Source organism: Cernens ardua, assembly GCF_051251085.1.
GTDB classification, from domain to species: Bacteria; Pseudomonadota; Gammaproteobacteria; order Pseudomonadales; family Halomonadaceae; genus Cernens; species Cernens ardua.
The window spans coordinates 14,824-40,459 of sequence record NZ_JBPCZH010000007.1 but is presented as its reverse complement, the minus strand read 5'-3'; the positions used below and the strand labels follow the sequence as shown (position 1 = coordinate 40,459).

The following is a 25,636-nucleotide window of genomic DNA, read 5'->3' as shown; positions in this document are numbered from 1 at the left end:
CTATTACTTGGCTTGATGAACCATGCCCTGAACACGTTTCAGAAGCTGAGGGTTCTGCTCGATGGATTGACCAATCTGGTTGAATTTTGATACGGAAAGACCGCTTTTCTTCACGGCATCAACCATTTTGGTATTGGCTTCACGACGAATCTGAGCAACCTTGGTCGTATCCTTGCCAGCAGCCTGAAGCTGTTTGGTGTAATCCTGGGAGAGAGATACAACACGTTGAGTGGCATTAGCGAAGCTTTTCAGCTGAGCATCGCTGAAATTCTGTGAAGCGGCAGATGCAGCGGAAGAAGTTGCAGAAGATGCAGCCTGTGCGTAAACGGCAGGTGCAGCGACAGCGCTTACAGAAAGGAGTGCAGCTGAGATGATAGCATTAGTGCGTTTCATAATCTCTCCGATAGAATCTTTGAATTTACACAATTAGGACGGCTGGGAACGAATTGAGTTCAATCAGTCATCCATTTTTTTTGGAACCGGAGCCTTTCTATAAATTTGCGGCCACCAATCCGAATGGGTCCAACAATTGTGTCTACCCTAAACTGCTGCTTAATCCCCACTAATTCAACCCTGACCACGCAAAAAAATTCATGTTTTTGTAACATCATGAAACAACATGGGTTTTAGTAACATTAATGCCGCATAATTTACATTAAATTACTTTTTATTTTATTGGCGAACAGTCTCATTCATAGGCCAAGCAGTGGTACACTTTAGTATGCATTGCCACTTTTCAGGAGATTTTGCATGCTCTCTCACCTTCTCTCTGTCGATCAACTTGATCGCACCGAGATTGCCCGTATTTTCAGCATTGCCCAACGAATGGAACCTATCGCCCATCGCAAGAAGGTATGCCGAATTCTTGAAGGCGCCATTTTGGGTAACCTGTTCTTTGAAGCCAGTACCCGTACTCGTATCAGTTTTCATACCGCTTTCTCCCGCCTGGGTGGCTCGGTATGTGATACTACCGGTTTTACCTTCTCTTCCATGGCAAAAGGTGAAACACTCACAGACACTGCGCGTGTACTTGGCGGATATTGTGATGCCATCGTTATGCGGCATCCGGACCTTGGTTCTGTGGCTGAGTTTGCCGAATCCATCAATATACCTGTTATTAATGGTGGCGATGGTCCCGGAGAACACCCCAGCCAGGCGCTCCTTGACCTCTACACAATCCAAAAGGAATTCAACCGCATTGGTCGACCGCTGGATGGTGCGCATATTCTAATGACAGGTGACCTCAAATACGGTCGCACAGTTCATTCCCTGATCAAACTCCTCTCTCTTTATCACTCGCTGCATTTCACACTTGTTGCGCCAGTTGGACTGGAAATGCCCGATTACCTGATCGATCTGGTCGTTAACCGCGGACACAAAGTGGAAATTCGTGAGAGCCTGAATGAACACTTCGCCGATATTGATGTTGTCTATGCGACACGTATCCAAAAAGAGCGCTTTACTCAGGAAATGGTCGAAAGCTTCAATGGCATCAGTGACGAGTTCAGGGTCAACAAGGCTTTTCTGGATAGCCGTGGCAACCAGAATACAATCGTCATGCACCCTCTCCCTCGTGACAGCCGCCCGGGTGCCAACGATCTAAGCAATGACCTGAATGATGATCCACGCCTCGCCATTTTCCGACAAACAGATAATGGTATCCCTGTACGTATGGCTATTTTTGCACGCCTAATGGGAATTGAAGACACGTTCGATAAACACCTCACAGATGTTACCTGGAAGACACCAGCTCAAATTGGAGTAAATGAGCAACTTCAAGGATGAAATACCAATAAGTATTCTTTACTCCTTACCCGTGGCCTGATGTGTCGGCAAACATCATAACCACGGGAATCTTCAATTGGGGAGCTGCCAACAAGTATGGATCCGCACACAATAATCACTCTGCTTCTTCCACTTGCCGGTATTGCATGTGTGGCCGGATTCATCGATACCATTGCCGGAGGTGGAGGACTCATCACGGTGCCGGTTCTGATGTTGTACCAGCTTCCTCCCATCGTTTTGTTGGCTACCAACAAGTTACAAGCCAGCGCCGGTACATTTACCTCTACCCTCACCCTATGGCGAAAAAAGCAACTGCACCTGAGATCACTCAAGGTTCCCTTCTGTATGGCATTCCTCGGCTCTGTCGTGGGAACGCTTTTGATCCAGAGGATTACGCCTCATTTTTTAATGATCGTGGTGCCAATCGTCCTGACGATTATCGCCTTGTACTTCCTCTTCGCACCGACGGCAGGAAAAATAGAAAGCACCCCTCGTATGAGTGAAGCGCTCTACGACCGTACCATTATTCCTCTCATCGGATTTTACGATGGCTTTTTTGGTCCGGGAACAGGTTCTTTCTTTTCTCTTGCTGAAGTCGCCTGTCGGGGGAGGCAATTAGTCAGGGCAACTGCGAACGCCAAAGCCTTCAACCTCGCCAGTAATATCGCGTCCTTATTGATTTTTATTGTAAGTGGCAAAGTCATTTGGATAATAGGTTTGGCAATGCTGATGGGCCAACTGATCGGCGCTTATCTCGGATCATTAACTGTCATTGGTGGGGGGGCAGCTTTTATTCGGCCGCTCATCGTCATTATGTGTCTGTGCATGCTCGGGCGATATCTTTGGGTTAATGTTTAGAAGAGAATGCCAATGCGAAGGGTATTTTCACTATTTTGAACATAAAAAAAGGAGGCTCAAAGCCTCCTTTTTTATTTGAATATTCAATAGCAACAATAGCCATTCACTCTTTCATAGCACGCGGTAAAATCCGGTGATCCATCCCGTTATAACCATTCACGCGCGGTCCTCAGGATGCACATACCTGCGAAATAGATGGACGTTGCAATCAGGCTATAAACCGCCCATACCGGGTGTTGCTGATTGATGATCAATACCGTCATGCAAACACACCACAGGACAGTGACTGCAATATTAAGTGGCATCAATTGCTTAACCCTGAAGGGGTGAAGAAATTTGATGGAGCTCACAGTCAACGCAGCCAGGACTACGATAATGGCAAAGGTAACCCAGGGCTGCTGCGGAAAAATATAAAAATAGGCCGCAACGATATTCCATGCGGCAGGAAAACCTACAAAGTAGGAGTCTTCGCTCTTCGCATTGACATTGCAGTAACAGAACATGGAAGAGAGCAAAATAACGAATATTGCCGGCAATCCCAGAAAATGAGGCAAAGGAATAAATTCGTAGATAAAAATGGCGGGGACAAATGACCATGTCAGGTAGTCAATCACCATATCCAGTATGACACCATCAAAGTTGGGCAGGATACGTTTGATTTCGTATTTTCGGGCAAGGTTCCCATCAACGCCATCTACCATCATGGCTACCCCTAACCATAACAGGCAAGAGACAGCGTCACCATTGACAAGAGACAACAGGGCCATCATCCCGAGAATAACACCGCTGGCGGTAAATGCGTGGATTCCCCAGGCCCGGAAGACGGAAACCTTGGAATCTTTAGTGGAAAGAGTTTCGGACATAAGTAGCTACCTGAAGGCTCTGTAAAGTTTACAACCCAGCTTACAACATAATCTGCAGCATGCCAGGCACAATTCTACGCCAATTCGAACATTTTCTCTAAATATCAGCAGGTTTCAAGCCGACATAAAGCACATCCAAGCCTTCCCGCTAAGCAGGAGATCCTCTTGACTGATGAGAATATATCGGCAGATGGTCTATTTACTTTATACGATATACCCACATAAAGTGATCTTAATGAACATTATCCAGATAACGCAATCCTCCCAACTGGGCTTCCTGACGGCTGATCCACCCAACGTGTTCAAGGATATGTTGATCCGGATGCACAGGGCTCCACATCGAGGGTGCAGGCAATACAGATGCCAGCAGTTCAGCCTGACGCTCTGTCAAATGTGCAGCGCTGGTACCGAAATAGTGTTCTGCAGCAGCCTGAGCCCCATAAATGCCTGGCCCCCATTCAGCGAGATTAAGATACATTTCCAGAATCCGATGCTTGGGCCACATCGCCTCGATCAAAACGGTGAACCATGCTTCTATCCCTTTTCGTACCCAGTCAGAGTCAGTCCAGAGCCAGATATTCTTTGATGTTTGCTGACTCAACGTACTGGCACCCCGTAGAGCATCCCCGGCCCTCCAACTACGCAAGGCCATCTCGATTTGATGTTGATCAAACCCATGATGAAAAGGAAACAGCTGATCTTCACTGGTGATGACTGCCATCTTCAGTTGTGGCGAAATCTCCTCATAACTCACCCAATCATAGTGGTAAGACAGGGCTTTGCCTGATACCAGAGCTTCGACCTCCCGCTGCACCATCACGGAAGAAACCGGCACGGGTATCCAACGAAAAACCAGTACACTCAAAACGGACAGTACAATGAAGAATGCCAGACATATAACGAGCCCTTTAAGAGCACAACGCAACATATCTTTGCCAGAAAGGGATATAGACATGATCTTTTTTGTTTATTCGCAACCTGTATATGGGGTCAGTATAGCGGCTTTGGCAACAATATGACCAATCCGGCAGGGTGGGAACCGCATCACGGGATACAAAGGGGGACATCCCGACATGAAGAAGGCCAGGGGTTGGTAAATGATTAAATAGAAAATATCCAGGGCTCCTCATCACAGGAGCCTCATTCAGCCTGTGAGTCAAGCCAGCTTGTTCGCATGATAGCGCAAATGATCTTCGATAAAGCTGGCAATAAAGTAATAACTATGGTCATAGCCAGGCTGCATACGCAATATCAGTGGTACACCCTTCTCTTTACAGACTACCTCGAGATTTTCAGGCCTCAACTGTGTCTCAAGGAAATTATCTGAAGTCCCCTGATCCACCCATAATTCGGGAAGTGCCGTGGCCTCTTTCGCATTGCGAATCAACTCACACGCGTCATAGGCTTTCCACGCCGAGGTATCTTCACCAAGGTAACCGGTAAAGGCTTTCTCCCCCCACGGGACAACACTGGGATGGGTAATGGGTGCGAAAGCAGAAACAGCCTTGTATCGATCGGGGTTACGCAACCCCAACACCAGCGCACCATGACCCCCCATGGAATGTCCCATAATGGAGTGCTGACCGCTGAGCGAAAAATTCGCTTCCACCACAGCCGGCAATTCATTCAGCACATAGTCATACATACGATAGTGCTGATCCCAGGGCGACTGCGTAGCATTCAGATAAAAACCTGCACCTGAGCCAAAATCATAGGTATCGTGTTCACCCGGGAGATCCGTCCCTCGCGGGCTGGTATCCGGGCAAATAATCGCAAGCCCCAGCTCATTTGCAATCCGGTGCGCCCCTGCTTTTTGCATGAAGTTCTCATCTGTACAGGTCAGGCCGGACAGCCACCAGACAAGTGAAGGGGTTGGAAAACGCTCCGCATCCGGCAGAAAAATGCCAAACACCATCGTGCAATTCAATACTTCCGAGTAGTGTTGAAATCGCTGGTAAATACCGCCAAAACTGCGAGTGGAAGACAGCGCTTCAAGTACAGTGGATTTTTCATTAACGTCAGTCATTACCTGTTCCTTGAAAAAAGGCGCTACATGCCTGCAGCGCCCTTTGATGTTGTTAGACGATACTATCGTTCATCCACGTTAGAAATGAATAACGCTACGAATCGCCTTACCGTCATGCATCAGTTCGAAAGCTTCGTTGATCTGATCCAGCTTCAGGTCATAGGTCACAAAATCATCAATATTGATTTTGCCTGCCATATAGCGCTCGACATAACCTGGCAATTGTGTACGACCTTTAACACCACCAAAAGCACTACCTTTCCAAACACGGCCTGTTACAAGCTGGAACGGACGAGTTGAAATCTCTTCACCGGCCCCTGCAACACCGATAATGACGGATTCACCCCATCCTTTATGACAGCATTCCAGTGCCTGACGCATGACATTGACGTTACCAATACATTCGAATGAATAGTCCACCCCACCGTCTGTCATATCAACGATCACCTCCTGTGTGGGCGCATTGTAATCCGCCGGATTCACACAATCAGTCGCACCCAGCTGGCGGGCAAATTCGAATTTATCCGGGTTCAGGTCAATAGCGATGATACGCCCCGCATTGGCCAGTTTTGCCCCCTGAATAACCGACAGCCCGATGGCGCCGAGCCCAAAGACAGCCACTGTAGCGCCTTCCTCTACTTTGGCAGTGTTGAATACGGCACCGATACCCGTCGTAATCCCACACCCGAGCAAACAGACTTTGTCCAGTGGCGCTTCAGGGCTAACCTTTGCCACCGAGTATTCTGAAACAACGGTATATTCGGAAAAGGTCGAAGTGCCCATGTAATGATAAATGGGGATACCGTTTTTGGAGAATCGTGTAGTGCCATCGGGCATCAACCCTTTACCCTGCGTCGCACGTACAGCGCTACAAAGGTTGGTTTTACCGGACAGGCAGAATTTACATTTACCACACTCTGCAGTGTAAAGCGGAATCACATGATCCCCTGGTTTGACGGATGTCACGCCCGGCCCCACCTCTTCGACAATACCTGCACCTTCGTGCCCAAGGACGGCGGGGAAAATACCCTCTGGATCACGGCCCGAGAGCGTAAAGGCATCCGTGTGGCAAACCCCCGTGGCAACAATTCGAACAAGAACTTCTCCTGCACGAGGCCCTGCGACATCGATCTCTTCAATAGTCAGGGGTTTACCCGCTTCCCATGCGACAGCTGCACGTGATTTCATCAAGCTCTCCAATCAGTCATTAGGTGTAAGGCCATGTTTTAATGGATCATTTGTTGATTTTAATCGGTCGATGACCACAATTCACTATCGTTCTAATGGAATAGTTAAGGTTATTTTTCAGATAACCGTCTTTTAATTTCGGATGGCGTGATCTTCAGTGTAAAGAAAATTGCAGAGGCGTATTCACAAAAAGGGCGACACCGGCTTATCGTCAAACGACAGTTTTCAAAACCGTTTTCGAAAATCTCATAAGCAGCATTCAGTAGTAAGAGTAAATCACATGGCCAAGGCTTTTTTAACGACACCTTTTTAACCAGGCATCTTCAATCACGTACCCGTGGGCTCATAAACAAATTTTTCAAATCATAAACAAACACCCCCACCATGCATGAACTCATAAAAATGAATCACGATGGAGAGGGTGCGGTATAATCCTATTCGTTGTTTTAACGAAATGAATTATTTTTTGCGTTTACGATTGGCCTGATGAATAGCATGACCATCAACAGCCAACGCGGCTTCATGAATGGCTTCGGAAGTTGTTGGGTGTGCAAAACAAATCAGCCCAATATCCTCAGCCGTTGCACCAAATTCAATCGCTGTGACTGCCTGAGCAATTAGCTCACCGGCATGCTGTGACAGAATATGAACGCCCAGAATACGGTCTGTTTTGGCACAGGAGATCACTTTGGCCAACCCTTCCGGCGCATTATTGGCCAATGCACGGCCATTGGCGGCAAACGGGAAGGTACCGGTTTTATATTCCACGCCTTCCTCTCGCAATTGCTGCTCGGTTTTACCTACCTGTGCGACTTCCGGTGCTGTATAAATGACACTCGGGATTGCCTCATAATTCATTTCGGCTTTGTGGCCTGCAATGATATCCGCAACCATCACGCCTTCTTCAGAGGCTTTATGCGCAAGCATGGGGCCACGTACAACATCGCCTATGGCATACACACCGGGAACGCTGGTCTGACAATGATCATTGACCGTGATAAACCCACGCTGGTCCTGTTCAATGCCAGTATTCTCGGCCAGTAGATTCGCCGTGTAGGGTTTACGCCCAACAGCGACCACTACTTTGTCAAAGGTCTGTGACTTTTCGCCATCCTTGTCACTATAACGAATCTCGACTTCGTTACCCTTGACTTCTGAGCCTGTGACCTTGGCGCCCAGTTTGATATCCATTCCCTGCTTGCTCAGAAGCTTTTTGGTTTCCTTGGCAATCTGCTCATCCACTGAAGGCAGGAAGCTATCAAGAGCTTCAATCACCGTCACTTCACTGCCCAAACGGTTCCAGACAGAGCCCAGTTCCAAACCGATCACACCTGCACCAATGACCCCCAGACGTTTGGGTGCCTCGGTAAACTCCAACGCACCGGTAGAATCCACTATGACATCACCTGTCAGCGGCGCAGGAGGAATATTGACCGGCACAGAGCCAGACGCAATGATGATATTGTCGGCTGAATAGGTAGCAGTACTCCCGTCATGGGCCGTCACTTCAACCTGTTTGTCAGCCAACACCTTACCGCTCCCCTCCAACGGTGTAACACCATTGGCCTTGAACAGCATGCCAATACCGCCCACATTCTTGTTGATGACAGATTGCTTGAAAGACTGCATTTTATCGATATTTGTCGAAATATCGCCTACTTCGATACCGATTTCAGCGAAATGGTCACGAGCCTCAATAAATTTGTGGGAGCTCTCCAACAACGCTTTCGAAGGGATACAGCCAACATTCAGACAGGTTCCACCGAAGACGGTCTTACCCTCATTGTTGACCCATTTCTCGACACATGCCGTTTTCAATCCAAGTTGAGCTGCACGAATGGCAGCAACGTAACCGCCAGGGCCAGCACCAATGACGATAACATCGAATTTTTCGGCCATAGAATAAAACTTCCCGATGGTATAAATGTAGACGCACCTTTACTCACTCAAGATGCGCGCTGTTAATAAATTGATAAAACCTGACCGTTTCCAACCCAACCACAAAATACTCAAACATTCAGTAGGAAACGAGCAGGATCTTCAAGCAGATTCTTCACAGTGACGAGGAACTGTACAGCATCCTTACCGTCGATCATACGGTGGTCATACGAGAGTGCAACATACATCATCGGGCGAATAACCACTTCACCATCAACCGCTATAGGACGCTCCTGAATCGCGTGCATTCCCAAAATAGCGGTTTGGGGTGGATTGATAATCGGCGTCGAGAGCAGAGACCCGAAAATACCCCCATTGGTAATAGTGAAGGTACCGCCAGTCATATCATCAATACCGAGCTTTCCATCACGACCACGTTTACCGAAATCCGCAATCTGGCTTTCGACATCGGCCAATTTCATGGTATCGGTATTACGAAGTACCGGTACTACCAAACCACGCGGTGTTGAAACGGCGACACCAATATCCTGATATCCGTGATACACAATATCCGAACCGTCTATAGAAGCATTCACATCGGGGAACCGCTTGAGCGCCTCTGTACACGCCTTGACGAAAAAGCCCATGAATCCTAGTTTGATGTCGTGGGTTTTCTGGAACAGATCGCGATATTGTGAGCGCAGCGCCATAACACTGCTCATGTCGACTTCGTTGTAAGTCGTCAACATGGCGGCGTTTTGCTGAGCCTGTACCAGACGCTTGGCAATGGTCTGGCGGAGGCGACTCATGGGCACACGTTCCTCAGGGCGCTCACCGCTGGGCGTACTCACACTGGATTGCGCTACAGCAGACGTTGATCCTGCAGATTTAGCCGCAGGAGCAGATGCAGCCTGACGTGATTGCACAGCATTCGGGGCCTGTCCATTGTTGATCGCCTCAACCACATCCTGCTTAAGGATTACGCCATGCTTGCCTGTGCCTTTGATCTTTTCGGGATCAAGCCCGTGCTCTGCCACAAGCGGGCGGGCCGCCGGTGCCAACCAGACTGAACCGACTTGTTCTGCGCCTGCTTCTTCGTCGTTTGTTTGTGCCGTTGACGAAGCAGCTGCCGATGAAGGAGCCCCCCCTTCCGAAAAGGTAGCCAATACCTGTTCAGAAGCCACCTGAGTGCCTTCAGGCGCCATGATCTCTTTCAATGTGCCATCGGCAGGTGCAACGACCTCCAACACGACCTTGTCGGTTTCAATATCAACCAGCAATTCGTCACGTTTGACAGGTTCACCCGGCTGTTTGTGCCAGGTCGCCACTGTCCCTTCTGCGACGGATTCAGGAAACGAAGGTGCCTTCACTTCATGATCAGACGCTTGAGGGTTAGCATTATCAGATGAAGCTGACGTGGAACTTTCATTTGTAACGGCTTTCGCGACAGCATCGGGGGATTCGCTCGCGCTCGCGAGAGAGGCTTCGGGTTTGGGATCTCCCAATACCCCAAGCACTTGTTCAGAATCACATACCTCGCCTTCCTGAACCTTGATCTCTTGCAAAATACCGGCAACAGGGGCGACCACTTCGAGCACCACTTTGTCGGTTTCGATTTCAACAATGAGCTCATCACGTTCAACGGAATCACCCGTTTTCTTATGCCAGGCTGCTACGGTACCTTCCGCGACAGACTCTGGAAAACTGGGGGACTTGATATCGGTTGCCATGTACGTTCCTTTTTGCGTTACCCTATCAAGTGTTGCATCTACCTGCTTCACTTGAGAGCTGCAGGACTTCACCCCTGAAGCCCGTTAATATAAAAGTGGTAAATACCCGACGTTTTGAGCGCGTGGTTTATAACGTATGCCCGGATTCAACGTCACCATTAAAAGCCGCATTGACCAATGCTTCCTGTTGAAGCGTATGGTTTGCGATGTATCCGACTGCTGGCGCTGCTGAAGAATCACGCCCCGCGTAATACAGCGTATTTTCAACACCAGGATGAGCTACCTTGATAGCCGCCGTCAGTTCATCCTTGAGGATAAGCCACCCCCCCTGATTGCGCGGTTCATCCTGGCACCAGCATACGCTCTCCAGCGAAGTGAATTCACGCAGGCGTTTCGGCAACGTTTCACTCGGGAAGGGATACAACTGCTCAACACGGATAATCGCAACATCGTTGCGCTCATGTTCACGACGATAATTCAACAGATCATAATAGACTTTACCCGAACAGATAATCGCGTGCCGAATGGTATCCGCCGCCACCTCGCCATGATCACTGATCACCAACTGGAAACGGCCCTCTGCCAGATCATCCAGGGTCGAAACAGCCTCCTTGTGACGCAACAGACTTTTGGGCTGCATGACAATCAGCGGCTTGCGCAAGGGACGCACAACCTGACGCCTCAATAAATGGAACATTTGCGCCGGCGTGGTAGGAACGACTACCTGCATATTGCTTTCGGAAGACAGTTGTAGAAAACGCTCAAGACGTGCTGAAGAGTGTTCAGCGCCCTGCCCTTCGTAACCGTGAGGCAGCAACAGAACCAGCCCACACAGGCGCTGCCATTTGGTTTCACCCGAGCTGATGAACTGGTCAATAACGACCTGAGCGCCGTTGGCAAAATCACCAAACTGCGCTTCCCATGCAACCAGCCCTTTGGGCGACGTTGTCGCATAGCCATACTCAAATGCCAACACCGCTTCTTCCGACAGCAACGAGTCATAAATATTAAACGGAGGTTGCTCTGGCTTGATATGCTGAAGCGGTACCCAGGTCGAGTCATCTTTCTGGTTATGAATCACCGCATGACGGTGCGAGAAAGTACCTCGACCGCTGTCTTCACCACTGATGCGAATGGGATGTCCTTCATCAAGCAGAGTTGCATACGCCAATGTTTCCGCAAACCCCCAATTGATCGGCAGCGCTCCTTCAATCATTTTCTGCCGGTCACTGTAAACTTTCGCCACCTGACGCTGCACATCCACCCCTTCGGGAATACGCCCAAGGGCATTCGCCAACTCGATCAAACGGGCCTTGTTGAAAGGCGTATCGTAATCACCGAACCAGCTTTGGCCGAGGTAAGGTGTCCAATCAACAAAAAGCTGACGATTCGGTTCCTTGACCAATTCATTAACCACCTGACTTCGTTCATCCAAATGGTGGCGATATTCATCAACAAGGTGTTGTACTTGATCAGGGGTAATGACCTGCTGGCTGATCAACTGGTCTGCATACAGTTTACGCGTAGTCGGATGCTGCTTGATCGTGGCATACATCAACGGCTGAGTGCCCGATGGCTCGTCGGCTTCGTTGTGACCACGACGGCGGTAGCACACCAGATCAATAACGACATCCTTGTGGAATTTCTGGCGATAGTCGAGTGCAATTCTTGCCACTTCGATGACAGCTTCAGGGTCATCTCCATTTACATGGAATATGGGTGCCTGAACCATTTTGGCAACATCAGTGCAGTATTCGGTTGAGCGTGCATCCGCACGGTCCGATGTGGTGAAGCCCACCTGGTTATTAATAACCACATGGACGGTTCCCCCCGTTTTGAAGCCACGGGTCTGAGACATCTGGAAGGTTTCCATGACCACGCCCTGAGCGGCGAAAGCAGCATCGCCATGAACAGAGATAGGAAGCACTTGATCACCCTGATCATCCTGACGACGATCCTGACGTGCTCTCACTGATCCTTCGATGACGGGGCCCACTATCTCAAGATGCGAGGGGTTAAAGGCCAGCGCCAAATGCGTTTCACCGCCGGGCGTCATGATATTCGAGCTGTACCCTTTATGGTATTTAACGTCTCCCGCGCCCTCTACCACCGGGTGTTTGCCGTCGAATTCATCAATCAGATCCGCCGGACTTTTACCAAGAATATTAACCATCAAATTGAGACGGCCGCGGTGCGCCATACCAATGACGACCTCTTTCACCCCTTCCTGACCTGAACGCTGGATGAGCTCGTCAACCAAAGGAATGAAGGATTCTCCTCCTTCCAGACCAAAGCGCTTGGTTCCCGGATAACGGCTCGCCAGATAACTTTCCAGCCCTTCTGCCGCCGTCAGTCGTTCAAGAATACGACGCTTTTCATCAGCACTGAAATCAGGTTGCCCGTGGATGGATTCTACACGCTGTTCCAGCCAGTGTTGCTCGCCCGTATCAACGATGTGCATGAACTCACAACCAATGGTACGGCAATACGTCTGCTGCAGGCGCTCAATAATTTCACCCAGTGTTGCTTGCGACTTGCCAAAATAGAGCGTATCCGTGGGAAACTCGACGGTAAGATCCTGCTCGGTCAAATGGTGGTAGGAAAGGTCCAGATCAGGAACCGGCTGGCGTTTACGCAATCCAAGTGGATCGAGTTGAGCGCGCTGATGTCCGCGCAGACGGTAGGCATCTATCAGGCGCAAAACACCAATTTGGCGACGAAGATCATCAGAGGAAGTGTGGGAAGAAACCTGAACATGTTGCCCTTGTCGACCCAATTGTTCGAAGGCCGCTCGGACAGGCGCCAATGGTTGATCTTTCCGGGAAGAATCACCCTGTGCAGCCAACGTATCGAAATACTGACGCCACTCATCTGGTACTGAGGCTGGATCTTCGAGGTAGTGCTCGTATAACTCTTCAACGTAGTGCGTGTTGGACCCACTCATGTGAGAAGTGCGTCGAAGAGAATCCATAGTGCCTTCTTGCATTGTAGTGCACCCTGCTTATTCGTAACGGGTGGGGTTCGGGGATGACACATTGGCGCGTCATCTCTGGTCTTTTTAACGCTTATCGTAATTCACCTTTCCCGGCCTACCCGCTTAAGGCCAGGAAACCCATTTTCCAAGGTTGATTACAATATTACTGATGCATAATAACAAATGACCCATTAACGCTTATCTAATGCTTTGCGCTAATGGGCAATGTTGTCAAAGGGTAATTCCTGTCATGTGGCCTGTGTCATCAGAAGCTCACGAATCTTGCCGATCGCATGTGTCGGATTCAGGCCTTTAGGGCATACGCTAACGCAATTCATGATGCCTCGGCAACGGAAGACGCTGAAAGGGTCGTCCAGTTCTGCCAGTCGCTCGCGCGTTGCAGTGTCACGGCTGTCATTCAGGAAGCGATAGGCCTGTAACAGCCCTGCCGGTCCAATGAACTTGTCGGGATTCCACCAAAACGAAGGGCAGGAAGTCGAACAACAGGCGCACAAGATGCATTCGTATAGGCCGTCCAGTTTGTCACGGTCTTCCGGGGACTGAAGACGCTCGATAGCGGGCGGCGGGGTGTCGTTCTGCAAATAGGGTTCGATCTTGCGATACTGCTGATAGAACATCTGCATATCAACCACCAGATCACGAATAACCGGCAACCCCGGCAGCGGCCTGAGTACAAGACGGTTGTTTTTGACCACTTCGGAAAGCGGTGTAATACACGTCAGGCCATTGCGTCCGTTCATGTTCACACCATCCGAGCCACACACACCCTCGCGACAACTACGACGGAAGGCAATGGTCGGATCCTGATCCTGAATCATGGTAATCACATTAAGTACCATCAGGTCACGGTCTCCCGTATCGACCTGATAATCCTTCATGTAGGGTTTTTTATCCGTATCCGGATTATAACGGTATATCGATACTGTTAACGTCGTCATGAGCTAACCTTCCCCATCAATAAGTACGAATTTTTGGCTCAAACGGTGGAACTGTTTTCGGTTTCATATTGACATCACGCTTGCCAAGACGCTTTTCAGTCGGATAGTAAACCGAATGTTTCAGCCAGTTTTCGTCATCACGATCAGGATAGTCTTCGCGGGAATGAGCGCCACGACTCTCTTTACGGTTGAGCGCTGATATAGCGGTTGCCTCAGCCACCTCGAAAAGATTATCCAGTTCCAATGCTTCGATACGTGCCGTGTTGAAGGTTTTTGATTTGTCTTTCAAGTGAGCGTTGTCAATACGTGTACGCAGATCCTTGAGTTTTTCAACACCTTCCAGCATTGGTTTTTCAGTACGGAATACACCAAAGTGCATTTGCATAATATCCTGAAGCTCTGCTTTTAGCTCAGGCACAGACTCACCCTCAGTGGAATCATCCCAGCGTCTCAGACGCGCGAGTGCATGATTGACCTCATCATCTGTAGGCTCAAGCCCATCGACACCATCATTCAGGACACTTTCAATATAACGCCCCGCTGCACGGCCAAACACCACCAGATCAAGCAGTGAATTACCCCCCAGACGATTGCCGCCGTGAACAGAAACACAGGCGACCTCACCACAGGCGTACAAACCATCGATGGGTTTGGCATTCCCCTTATCATCAATTTGCAGGGCCTGACCATGCACATTGGTGGGAATTCCCCCCATCATATAGTGGCACGTGGGTGTTACCGGGATTGGCTCCTTGACCGGATCGACATGCGCAAATGTTTTGGACAGTTCGATGATACCGGGCAGGCGTTTCTTGAGAACCTCTTCACCCAGATGGTCCAGCTTCAGCAGCACGTGGTCTCCTTTCTCACCACAACCACGACCATCCTTCATTTCCAGCACCATGGAACGTGCCACGACATCACGGCTAGCCAAATCCTTGGCATTGGGGGCATAGCGTTCCATGAAGCGTTCGCCGTCCTTATTGATGAGATAACCTCCCTCACCACGGCAACCCTCTGTTACCAGCACCCCTGCTTCATAAATACCGGTGGGATGGAACTGCCACATTTCCATATCCTGTACAGTGAAGCCGGCACGGAGTGCCATGCCAACACCATCACCCGTGTTGATCAATGCATTGGTGGTGGATGCAAAAATACGACCAGCGCCCCCGGTTGCCAATACAGTGGCTTTGGCCTTGATCAATACCTCTTCGCCGGTCTCTATATTGATGGCAATGACACCAACGACAGCATTGGCTGCATTCTTGACCAGATCAACGGCATACCACTCTTCCAGAAACTCGGTACCGCTACGCAGGTTATTCTGATAAAGCGTATGCAACAATGCGTGCCCGGTACGGTCCGCCGCGGCACAGGTACGCGCCGCCTGCCCACCATGACCATAATCCTTGGACTGCCCACCAAAAGGTCGCTGATAAATACGACCGTTATCGAATCGGGAAAAAGGAAGGCCCATATGCTCAAGCTCAAAGACCGCACTTGGCCCCTCAGCACACATATACTCAATCGCATCCTGATCACCAATGTAATCAGAACCTTTTACGGTGTCATACATATGCCAACGCCAGTCATCATTCGGGTCGGCACTGGCAATGGCACTGGTGATTCCTCCCTGTGCCGAAACAGTATGGGAACGCGTAGGGAATACCTTGGTCAGAACTGCAGTTTTCTTGCCGGACTTGGAAAGCTCCAGGCCCGCACGCATACCCGCACCACCACCACCGATAACGATGGCATCAAACGTCATTTCATGAATATGTGACATAATAAATCAGGCTCCCCACATCACTAGCACTGACCAGACAACAAAAGCGAAAAGCGCGAGGATCACAACAACCTGTATGATCAACCGTGCAAAAGCACATTTGACGTAATCAGTCAGAATGGTCCATACCCCAATCCATGCATGGGCAGCAATGGAAAGCGCAGCTGCCAGGGTAAATACTCGCATGGCATTATTTTCGAACAACCCGGACCACTCGGCATAATTCAAGTGAGGGTGAAACAGAAGATAAAGCACCATGAACAGGGTATATAGGGCAAGGATAACGGCGGACACCCGCTGTACAAGCCAGTCGGACAAACCGTTGCGCGTTAGATTTGTAATAACAGTTACCATACCCATACCCCCGCGAGCACAATCAGGACAAAACCGGCAATCAATACCAGTTTGGAAGTACGCATGCCGCCTTCCTTGTCATCGGCATAGTGCATGTCCATTGCCAAATGACGGATACCGGCAACAAAATGCCAACCCAATGAGGATAGAAGCCCCCAGGCGATCAGTTTTGCCAGAAAGTTGTGTGCGAATGCATGATGAACAGCTGCAAAGCCCTGAGGAGAAGAAAGCGATTTATCGAATGCCCAAAGGGCGAAGATGAGGCCGATAAAAAGGAAAACCCCGGTAACACGATGGGTTATGGAAATAATGGCGGGTAGTGGCTGCCGTATCGTACTGATATCCAGATTGACTGGTCTATCGGCAGCCTTTATAGGCTGTTTGTTGGTCACGGTGAAATTCTCTCATCCGGCTGACTTTCACACGGATTTCTGTTTGGTTTTTTTGGACGCCATATCAGGATGCCGTCAAAAACTCCCAGTTCACTCGAATCACCGCCCACAAAGCAGCATATTCCCACGGAATCGGAAGATCAGATCGGATCTCGATACTTGCTATGACGGATTAGTAGTATAAGACCTCCTTAACGTTTGTACAATCGAAGTACGGGCGAACAAACTTAGCTTAAAGTATAGGCTTTACGCATCTCTCCTTGGTTTATTAAGCAGACTGTGGAATGTACCTGTGCCTCCACTGGAATATTGCTTTGTTATTCCCAACCTCTCATTACGCGCCCTTTTTTGGAATCTCTCTATGGGATAAGCGGCCATGTCATAGCAAAACACACCTTATATTAGACGATCGGCTAAACCCTCTACTCCTCCCAAAGGGATACACTATGTGTCTGTGCATGTTTCAAGTAAGAATCGAATAGGCGACGAAGGGTTGGTTAAACCGGTAGTGAGCAAGAGGTAATCGGGGAATTGCCCGGTGAAGTCGCAATGGATCAGTCGTCAGAGAGTATATTCACTACTCTACAGACTAGCGGAACAGATCCGTCTCGAATTCAGATATAACTCAGGTTCAGTATCAACATATGTTCAGTATTAACTCAGGTTCAATATCAACTTAGATTCAATATCAACTCATTCAATATCAACTACAGGCACAGCTATAGGTACACCTACAGGCAATAACTACAGGCAATAACTACAGGTATAACTACAGTTATATAACGACAAGGGATGAACGCGAGGTACTTGAGCAAGGCAGAAAAATGCTTACTGTTTCATCCCTACACTCTACGAGTCAATAGCGCCAGGTTCACCCGTAGAAATGGAAGCTGTTTGGGTAATGAGCCCTGCAAATCAAGGGCAAATTCTCCTGAATTCACTTCCCTGATAAAGAAATAAAGAGCGCAGTATTAGCATGAGGAGTCGGAGAGCATGGCCAACAAAACAGCAGAACTGGATATTGATAGCAACCGGGTAGATGTCACTCTACCTGTATACTCCGGCACACTGGGGCCCGATGTGGTTGACGTCAGAAAACTGGGGGGGTCGGGTTATTTCACCTATGACCCGGGTTTTGTATCTACTGCTGCCTGTGAATCAGCCATTACTTACATCGATGGTCAAAAAGGGCTTCTTTTACATCGCGGTTATCCTATTGATGAGCTGGCGAAATACTCCAATTATCTGGAGTTGAGCTATCTTTTATTGAATGGCGAACTGCCTACTCCGGAAGAATATGAACAGTTCACTCATGACATCCGTTATCACACGATGATTCATGAACAGGTACACCACTTCTTCCGCGGATTCAGACGTGATGCGCATCCAATGGCTATCATGTGTGGCACGGTAGGGGCATTGGCGGGCTTCTATCATGATAGTTTGGAAATTAGTCATGAAAACGATCGCATATCTGCCGCCCATCGTTTGATTGCGAAAATGCCAACCCTGGCGGCCATGTGCTACAAGTACAGTATCGGGCAACCTTTTACCTATCCACGGAACAACCTCGGCTATGCAGAAAACTTCCTGCACATGATGTTCAGTACCCCGTGTGAGGAATACAAGGTGAATCCCGTGCTGGCTCGTGCGATGGACAGGATATTCATGTTGCATGCTGACCATGAACAAAATGCCTCGACCTCTACCGTACGTTTGGTAGGTTCTACGGGAGCCAATCCCTATGCCTGCATCAGCTCTGGCATTGCTGCGCTATGGGGACCAGCGCATGGCGGTGCCAACGAGGCTGTCCTTAACATGTTGAATGAGATCGGTGAGGATTCGGAAGAAAATATCCAACGCTTCGTGGACAGAGCCAAAGATAAGAATGATAGCTTCCGGCTGATGGGATTCGGTCATCGTGTCTACCGTAACTTCGACCCACGCGCGAAGGTCATGAAGGAGACATGTGCCGAGGTATTGAACGAGCTAGGGCATGGGAACGATCCTCAACTCAAAATCGCTATGCGACTTGAGCAGATTGCCCTCGAAGATGAATACTTCATTGAACGCAAACTTTACCCAAACGTTGATTTCTACTCAGGCATCATTCTCAAGGCAATGAAAATTCCCACGAACATGTTTACTGTAATCTTTGCAGTAGCACGCACGGTGGGATGGATTTCACACTGGAATGAAATGATCAGCAAAGGCACTCGGATTGGCCGCCCGCGTCAGCTCTATACTGGTGTAGGAGAACGCCACTATCCAGCGGATCATACAAACGACAATTGATCTTCTTCATGCTTTTGGTTAAGCATCTATGTCAAAGGCCTCTCCATGAGAGGCCTTTTCATTAATTGAATCCTGTCCAATAGTCAGATGTTCTAGATTCGTCCGTATTCTTTTATCGTGAGAAGTTCCAGAATTGACAAGAAGACGCGAGGCGATAACGGTTCCTGGCACTCTCATCTGTTCCTGTTCCTGTTCCTGTTCCTGTTCCTGTTCCTGTTCCTGTTCCTTATAAAGGTTAGCCATCTGTCTAAAAGTATCTACCTCGAATGATTTTTCCCCCGAAAATGTATGAGAAATGAAAAATTTCAGGCAATGAGTAGTTTGCGACCTTAAGCATTCATGCGAAAATAGCACCACTTTTCAGAATATAGCGCTAGCATCACAAGGCTTATCCCATGACCGTTCGCACACGCATTGCTCCTTCCCCCACAGGTGATCCCCACGTAGGGACTGCCTATGTGGCACTGTTCAACCTTTGTTTCGCAAAACAGTATGGTGGCGAGTTTATCCTCCGCATTGAAGATACTGATCTGACCCGTTCCACATCGGAATCGGAACAAATGATCTTCGACTCATTGCATTGGATGGGGATCGAATGGAGCGAAGGCCCGGACATTGGGGGCCCTTTCGCCCCTTACCGCCAAAGTGAGCGCGGGGATATCTACAAAAAACATGTTCAGCAATTATTGGATGCCGGACATGCCTTCAAATCGTACCTGACTGCTGAAGAGCTCAATGAATTACGCGAGACCCGAAAGGCATCCGGCAACTTTACGGCATTGAAACAGGATGACCTGATTCTGCCGGAAGAAGAAACCAAACGCCGTGAAGCCGCAGGTGCCCCATATGTTGTCAGGATGAAAGTACCGACAGAGGGTATTTGCGTCGTCGATGACCTCTTGCGTGGGCCTATTGAGCTAGACTGGGCACAGGTAGATGCTCAGATCCTGATGAAATCCGACGGGATGCCCACCTATCACCTGGCCAATGTCGTGGATGACCACCTGATGGAGATCACTCACGTACTGCGCGGTGAGGAATGGATCAACTCTGCATCCAAACACAAGCTGCTCTATGAATACTTCGGTTGGGATATGCCGGTACTATGTCATCTACCCCTTTTACGCAATCCCGATAAAACGAAACTATCAAAACGCAAGAACCCAACCTCCATCAATTATTACCGTCGTATGGGGTATTTGCCTCAAGCGCTCCTTAACTACCTGGGGCGCATGGGGTGGTCGATGCCGGATGGAAGTGAAAAATTCACGTTGTCCGAGATGGAAGCAAACTTCGATATTCACAGAATTTCGTTGGGTGGCCCTATCTTTGACCCTGATAAACTCGGCTGGTTGAATAGTGTTTATATTCGGGAAGATCTGGATAATACCCAGCTGCTGGAAGCGTTACAGAAGTGGGCATTCAATCGCGCTTATCTTGACAGTATCCTGCCGGAAATTCGTCCACGTATTCATACGCTCTCAGACGTCATCCCACTGGCGGAGCCCTTCTTCTCAGGCATCCCCAAACTGGAACAGGACGATTTCGAGCCCATTGCACTGCCGCTTGAACAACAGAAAGAACTACTCCAATTCCTTGTGTGGCGCTTTGAAGCTTTACGCACATGGGACAAGGCTCATTTGATGCATGAAGCAAAACAACTGTCAGAACATTATCAGATCAAGCTGAAAGTTTTATTGGCACCGGTCTTCATGGCGATGACAGGCAGCCTGAGCTCTACTTCTGTTCTGGATATCATGACTATCGTCGGATCAGATATCACACGAGCCCGTTTGCGAAACGCTATCGAAGTACTCGGTGGAGTTTCGAAGAAAAAAGCAAAATCTCTGGAAAAAAGCTTCCGGGCTATCTCCTTTACAGACATGGATTGATACGTGCGTAATGTCTGACGACATTCCCAATCAACTCATAAGGCTTGCTTACAGATGTAGGCAAGCCATTTTGTTATCTTGATTTTATCTGTATTCAATCATTTTCAAACCAAAACTTACGGCATTCATTACTTATTTCGGGCATGATTTAGCGCATTCCTGATTAAGGCCCTCCTCATTCGGCTGGCTACGGCATTCCGATCTCTTGAGTGAAATTTGGCATGCTACATGTGTACCGTGATCGAATACCATGGGTTTGTTAACCCTCGAAATTTGTCTTCAAAGTGACATGTTTGGCGAAGATCAGGACGTTTTAATCCTTCATTGGTTTTGGAGGGAAAAAAACACGATTTTCAAGTAATTTTTTTAAGTAATTCATGAAAGGTAGGCTTGACTTTTCCACTGAATAAACAAATCCATAACAAACTCGTCATCATACATGCATATTCCCGTTGCAGGCCAATGATATCGGAACATTTCTTTTAAAATCATAGAGTTATAACTGTACAAAAAACGAACAATTTGTACTCATCCCTTATGAGACCTAGACTTTGAGCCTATAAAAAGGGCTTTTTCACAAGGTTATCCACAGAAAGTGTGGACAAACATGTGCCTCACCCCATTTGAGTATCAAGAATGGTCCTTTACGACATCCAGGCACACCTTACATCCTGTATCCAAAACATTTGGGTATAGGGATATCTCCCTTATATAAAGGCCAAGGCTCTATGGACATGTCTTCACATGCATATTCCCGCGCACGGAAGGAAGACGACTCGCGTGAATGGACAAATCGGTGAATAAAAGCCTGATGCACGAGCGTCCCGGAAAAAGCAGATTTGGAGAAAAAGTGCTATGCGACAGTTGGTCTCTGCACATCGTGACTCAAAATGGCTTAAAATCATGGCCTTGATCTGGAGAGCTTATGACTGATAGTGACCAAATCCAAAGTAACTCACCGTCCGCTACTGATGCACCGGCTGAGTCCTTTTCCATGACACCCGCCAAATGGCTACGTCAAAATGCCAAACGTGCAGGAAAGTGGCCACGTATTTCAGTGATTATGGGCGGAGTGTCTACCCTCTTCCTGCTCATACAGGCATGGGCGATTGCCATCATTGCACAACGAATGGTCATTGAGCATGCGGCTTTTAGCAGTATCACCGTACCGGTTATTGTATTGCCGTTTGCATTCATCGCCCGAGGGCTATGTAGTCGTTTCAAAACCATCGCGGGGGCAAAAGCCAGTATACTGGTGCGTCAGTCCGTGCGGGATGCCCTACTGAGCCAATTGAACACAAAAGGCCCTCTCTGGGTAAGGCATCAACATAGCGCTACTCTGAATACCCGTGTATGGGAAGAAGTAGACGCACTGGATGGTTTCTATGCCAATTTCCTGCCACAGATGACATTATGTGGTCTGATTCCACTCATTATTCTGGTGATTGTCTTCCCCATCAACTGGGCGGCAGGTCTTGTTTTTCTGATCACGGGTCCAATGATTCCCCTCAACATGGCGATGGTGGGAATGGGCGCCAAAAATCTGCAGGATGCACAATTTCGTGAAATGGGGCGTTTAAACCGCCACTTCCTTGATACCATCCGTGGCTTGCCTACCCTGAAGCTGTTTGGGTTGGGACGTATACAGGCACGCGCGGTGGAAAGAGTGTCAGAAGACTTTCGTATTCGCACAATGAAAGTGCTGAAGCTGGCCTTTTTGTCATCTACTGCCCTGGAATTTTTCTCTTCTGTCTCTATTGCGATTTTAGCAATCTATATTGGCTTTACCTATTTGGGGCACTTTCACTTCGGTACGTGGGATCATGGCCTATCCCTGTTTTCAGGGCTTTTCATGCTGATTCTGGCACCCGAATTTTATCAACCGTTAAGAGATCTTGGCACTTTCTATCATGACAAGGCGGCTGCAGAAGCAGCAGCTGAAAACCTGATTCCGATGTTGGATGACGTCGCTAGCAAGAAAGCCGCTCAACATGTAGATAGCTGGGCGGTACCCAAACAGATTGAGCTCAAGGTGGATCACTTGACCGCTCGTTATAGCGGTACGCATTTCAACGCTTTGGAAGATATCAACTTTACGTTGGCCGAAGGTGAAACGCTTGCTGTTATCGGTCAAAGCGGTGCAGGTAAAAGTACATTGCTGAATATACTGCTTGGTTTTATGCAACCCACTTCCGGCGAGGTAAGCTGTAATCAAACACCGATAGCCAAAATCCCCAACAACGACTGGCACAAATCCCTCGCCTGGGTAGGTCAGCACGCAGCACTTATCAAGGGAACATTGGCTGATAACCTCAATATGGCTGCGACAGAATCCACGACAGAGGAAGACCTGTGGACGGCATTGAAAAAGGCAGAGCTATATTCATGGGCAAAATCGCTACCCAATGGCTTGTCCACACTCATTGGTGAAGGTGGGCAACCTGTATCGGGTGGTCAGGCAAGGCGCATCTCTCTGGCACGGGCCTTCCTGCGTAACGCGCCACTGACACTTCTGGATGAACCGACTGCCAGTCTGGATGTTGAAAGTGAACGCAAAATCATTGATGGGTTGGAGACACTGGGTCAAGGTCGAAGCATGATCATGCTGACACACCGACTGGAGCTGTTGCGGCTGGCAGATCATATTCTTGTCTTGAAAAAAGGCAAACAGGTGGCCTATGGGAATTTCGACAAGCTGAGTCAACCTGGCGGTCCCCTCGCCTATCTGGCCCATGCTGAAGGAGGTTTGAATGTCTGATAATGGACGGGCGATACATCCCAAGCGTGGTACTTTCAGCGAGATAAAACCCTATTTGGGAGCAATGCGCCCTTTCTGGTTCCTTCTTCTGATTGGACTTATCCTTAACTTAATGGCGATGGCATCCAGCGTTGGGCTGGTTACTCTCTCCAGCTGGTTTTTGAATGCATCCGCATTGGCAGGTGTCTCTATAACAACAGCCTTTGCCTTTAACTATGCCCTGCCCTCTGCAGGTGTCAGGCTCTTTGCCACCGCACGCACAATTACCCGTTATGGGGAACGTACCCTCACGCACGAGGGAACCTTTAAAATACTCTCCCGCCTGAGAACACAAATCTATAGGGCAATCGAGCCTCTATCGCCTTCTACACTGCAGCAGATCGGCAGCAGTGAACTCAGCACACGCCTGACAGCAGATGTCGATGCCTTGGATGCGTTGTATGTCAGAGTGTTGGTGCCATCCATCGTGGCATTGCTCACCATTATTGGCTATGGCGTTATCATTGGCCTGTTTTCTCCTTTTATTGGCCTTTTCTGCGCATTATGCCTGCTGATTTCCGGTGTACTGGGTCCCTTGCTTGCATGGAAACGGGGGCATGTAACGTCAACCCGCTGGCAGGTACTGGATGGCGAACTTCGGGCCGAGTTAGTGGAGAGACTGGATAGCTTTGCTGAATTAAGTCTGTATGGTCAGTGGGATAAAGAGAAAGAGAAGTTACTTGAAAAGCAGAAAGAGCGTGATCGCGCACAAATGACGCTTTCCAGCCAATGGGGTGACTCTCAACTACTGTCCATGTTTTTATTGGGCCTGAGCATGTCAGGGGCATTGATATTGGCTGCCTGGTGGGCAAGACATTATGGCCTGAGCGACACTATGGTCGCTACGATTGCCTTGGGGCTGCTATCTGCGTTTGAGGCCGTCATGATGCTGCCTGAAGCATGGCAGCAATTGGGTAAAGTACGCCAGGCAGCCACGCGCTTGAACGAGCTCCAGGAAGCTGTGCCAACGATCACTTTTCCCGAGCAGGATCAGGCAGAGCCCCATAGCAACGATATAGAGATACAGGATGTCTCTCTTCGTTATGATCAGGAACAGGTATTGAATTCGATGAGCCTGTCCCTTGCTTCGGGTGAGCATCTGGCACTCATTGGACACTCGGGCGGAGGAAAAACCAGCCTGCTCAATCTATTGGTCCGATTTATCGAGCCAACAACAGGTACGATCAGGTTCGGTGGTGTCGAGACCAAACAACTATCCGAAGCGCATTTACGCAGGATCTTTGCCGTTGCTACTCAGGATGTTCAGATTTTCAGTGCCGATTTTCGTGACAATTTACGCATGGGGCGAAACAAAATTAGTGATCAGCAAATCATTGATATGCTGAAGGCCCTTGATTTGGGCGATTGGCTGGAGCATCAGCCAGAAGGTCTGGATACATGGCCTGACGAAGGGGGGGCCTCCCTTTCCGGCGGACAACTACGCCGTTTTGGATTGGCGAGAGCCCTGTTGAGTCCTGCGCCCGTCGTGCTTCTGGATGAACCCACGGAAGGCCTGGACCGGGAAACCCAACAACTCGTCATGGCACATATCAAAGCCTGTTGCAAAGACCGTTCGTTGATGATGATCACTCACAGGCTTGGAGATCTTGCGTATATGGATCGTTATGCCCTGATCGAAAAAGGAAGCGTCATTGAAACTGGCTCTCCCCAGCGCTCAACAATGAATGATCAAAGTAAACTGGCGTACTTGTATCAGGGATTACAGATATAAAACCTGTACTGACATGAAGCGTTAAAAGCCGCTGAATATAATGTGAGTTAAAAATAAAAGTCCGCGCCGGTTAATGATACCGACGCGGACTTTTTATCTTGCACTGTTTATTTAGCGACTAAAA

General features: G+C 48.8%; 18 protein-coding genes. 6 read left to right on the top strand and 12 right to left on the bottom strand.

What is annotated here, in order from left to right; genetic code table 11:
* Positions 1–3: 3 nt before the first annotated feature.
* Positions 4–393 carry a DUF4168 domain-containing protein gene (locus LMG33818_RS11760; RefSeq protein ID WP_442323585.1) on the bottom strand — a complete coding sequence of 130 codons (390 nt, stop codon included), beginning with the start codon at positions 391–393 and terminating at the stop codon, positions 4–6.
* Between the two features lie 357 nt (positions 394–750).
* Here LMG33818_RS11760 and pyrB point away from each other — a divergent pair, with 357 nt between their 5' ends.
* Positions 751–1,785, top strand: a complete 1,035-nt coding sequence (pyrB, locus tag LMG33818_RS11755) for an aspartate carbamoyltransferase (RefSeq protein ID WP_442323584.1) — start codon at positions 751–753, stop codon at positions 1,783–1,785.
* Between the two features lie 96 nt (positions 1,786–1,881).
* Positions 1,882–2,643 (top strand): TSUP family transporter, encoded by a 762-nt coding sequence (locus tag LMG33818_RS11750; RefSeq protein ID WP_442323583.1) that lies wholly within the window; start codon positions 1,882–1,884, stop codon positions 2,641–2,643.
* A 146-nt stretch (positions 2,644–2,789) separates the two neighbouring features.
* Here the strand turns inward: LMG33818_RS11750 and pcsA are convergent, their stop codons facing one another.
* The 11 genes from pcsA to sdhC all read right to left on the bottom strand — a co-directional run bounded on the left by pcsA (position 2,790) and on the right by sdhC (position 16,796).
* A complete protein-coding gene (gene pcsA / locus LMG33818_RS11745; RefSeq protein WP_442323582.1) occupies positions 2,790–3,506 on the bottom strand; it encodes a phosphatidylcholine synthase in 717 nt (238 codons plus the stop codon).
* A 232-nt stretch (positions 3,507–3,738) separates the two neighbouring features.
* Complete coding sequence (gene mtgA / locus LMG33818_RS11740) at positions 3,739–4,434, bottom strand: monofunctional biosynthetic peptidoglycan transglycosylase (RefSeq protein WP_442323581.1); 696 nt, start codon at positions 4,432–4,434, stop codon at positions 3,739–3,741.
* A gap of 228 nt (positions 4,435–4,662) precedes the next feature.
* Complete coding sequence (fghA, locus tag LMG33818_RS11735; RefSeq protein ID WP_442323580.1) at positions 4,663–5,532, bottom strand: S-formylglutathione hydrolase; 870 nt, start codon at positions 5,530–5,532, stop codon at positions 4,663–4,665.
* Between the two features lie 78 nt (positions 5,533–5,610).
* On the bottom strand, positions 5,611–6,720 hold the full coding sequence (locus LMG33818_RS11730; protein ID WP_442323579.1) for an S-(hydroxymethyl)glutathione dehydrogenase/class III alcohol dehydrogenase: 1,110 nt from the start codon (positions 6,718–6,720) through the stop codon (positions 5,611–5,613).
* Positions 6,721–7,179: 459 nt separating this feature from the next.
* Positions 7,180–8,619 (bottom strand): dihydrolipoyl dehydrogenase, encoded by a 1,440-nt coding sequence (gene lpdA, locus LMG33818_RS11725; protein ID WP_442323578.1) that lies wholly within the window; start codon positions 8,617–8,619, stop codon positions 7,180–7,182.
* A gap of 110 nt (positions 8,620–8,729) precedes the next feature.
* Positions 8,730–10,328, bottom strand: coding sequence for a 2-oxoglutarate dehydrogenase complex dihydrolipoyllysine-residue succinyltransferase (odhB, locus tag LMG33818_RS11720; RefSeq protein WP_442323577.1), 1,599 nt, complete (start codon positions 10,326–10,328; stop codon positions 8,730–8,732).
* 127 nt (positions 10,329–10,455) lie between these two features.
* Positions 10,456–13,314: a 2-oxoglutarate dehydrogenase E1 component gene (locus tag LMG33818_RS11715; RefSeq protein ID WP_442323576.1), complete on the bottom strand. Its 2,859-nt coding sequence runs from the start codon at positions 13,312–13,314 to the stop codon at positions 10,456–10,458.
* A gap of 236 nt (positions 13,315–13,550) precedes the next feature.
* Positions 13,551–14,261 carry a succinate dehydrogenase iron-sulfur subunit gene (locus tag LMG33818_RS11710; protein WP_442323575.1) on the bottom strand — a complete coding sequence of 237 codons (711 nt, stop codon included), beginning with the start codon at positions 14,259–14,261 and terminating at the stop codon, positions 13,551–13,553.
* 16 nt (positions 14,262–14,277) lie between these two features.
* Complete coding sequence (gene sdhA / locus LMG33818_RS11705) at positions 14,278–16,050, bottom strand: succinate dehydrogenase flavoprotein subunit (protein WP_442323574.1); 1,773 nt, start codon at positions 16,048–16,050, stop codon at positions 14,278–14,280.
* Between the two features lie 6 nt (positions 16,051–16,056).
* Positions 16,057–16,404, bottom strand: a complete 348-nt coding sequence (sdhD, locus tag LMG33818_RS11700) for a succinate dehydrogenase, hydrophobic membrane anchor protein (protein WP_442323573.1) — start codon at positions 16,402–16,404, stop codon at positions 16,057–16,059.
* Entirely contained in the window at positions 16,398–16,796 is a 399-nt protein-coding gene (gene sdhC / locus LMG33818_RS11695; protein WP_442323572.1) for a succinate dehydrogenase, cytochrome b556 subunit, read from the bottom strand. Before sdhC ends, sdhD begins: the two co-directional genes overlap by 7 nt.
* Before the next feature lie 993 nt (positions 16,797–17,789).
* Between sdhC and gltA the strand changes: the two genes are divergently transcribed.
* The 4 genes from gltA to cydC all read left to right on the top strand — a co-directional run bounded on the left by gltA (position 17,790) and on the right by cydC (position 25,512).
* The gene (gene gltA / locus LMG33818_RS11690; protein WP_442323571.1) at positions 17,790–19,091 is read left to right on the top strand and encodes a citrate synthase; all 1,302 of its coding nucleotides are present in this window, start codon (positions 17,790–17,792) and stop codon (positions 19,089–19,091) included.
* Between the two features lie 395 nt (positions 19,092–19,486).
* Positions 19,487–20,983 carry a glutamate--tRNA ligase gene (gene gltX, locus LMG33818_RS11685; RefSeq protein ID WP_442323570.1) on the top strand — a complete coding sequence of 499 codons (1,497 nt, stop codon included), beginning with the start codon at positions 19,487–19,489 and terminating at the stop codon, positions 20,981–20,983.
* 925 nt (positions 20,984–21,908) lie between these two features.
* On the top strand, positions 21,909–23,741 hold the full coding sequence (gene cydD, locus LMG33818_RS11680; protein WP_442323569.1) for a thiol reductant ABC exporter subunit CydD: 1,833 nt from the start codon (positions 21,909–21,911) through the stop codon (positions 23,739–23,741).
* Positions 23,734–25,512: a thiol reductant ABC exporter subunit CydC gene (gene cydC / locus LMG33818_RS11675; protein WP_442323568.1), complete on the top strand. Its 1,779-nt coding sequence runs from the start codon at positions 23,734–23,736 to the stop codon at positions 25,510–25,512. The genes cydD and cydC overlap by 8 nt, the downstream gene beginning before the upstream one ends.
* Positions 25,513–25,636: the final 124 nt, after the last annotated feature.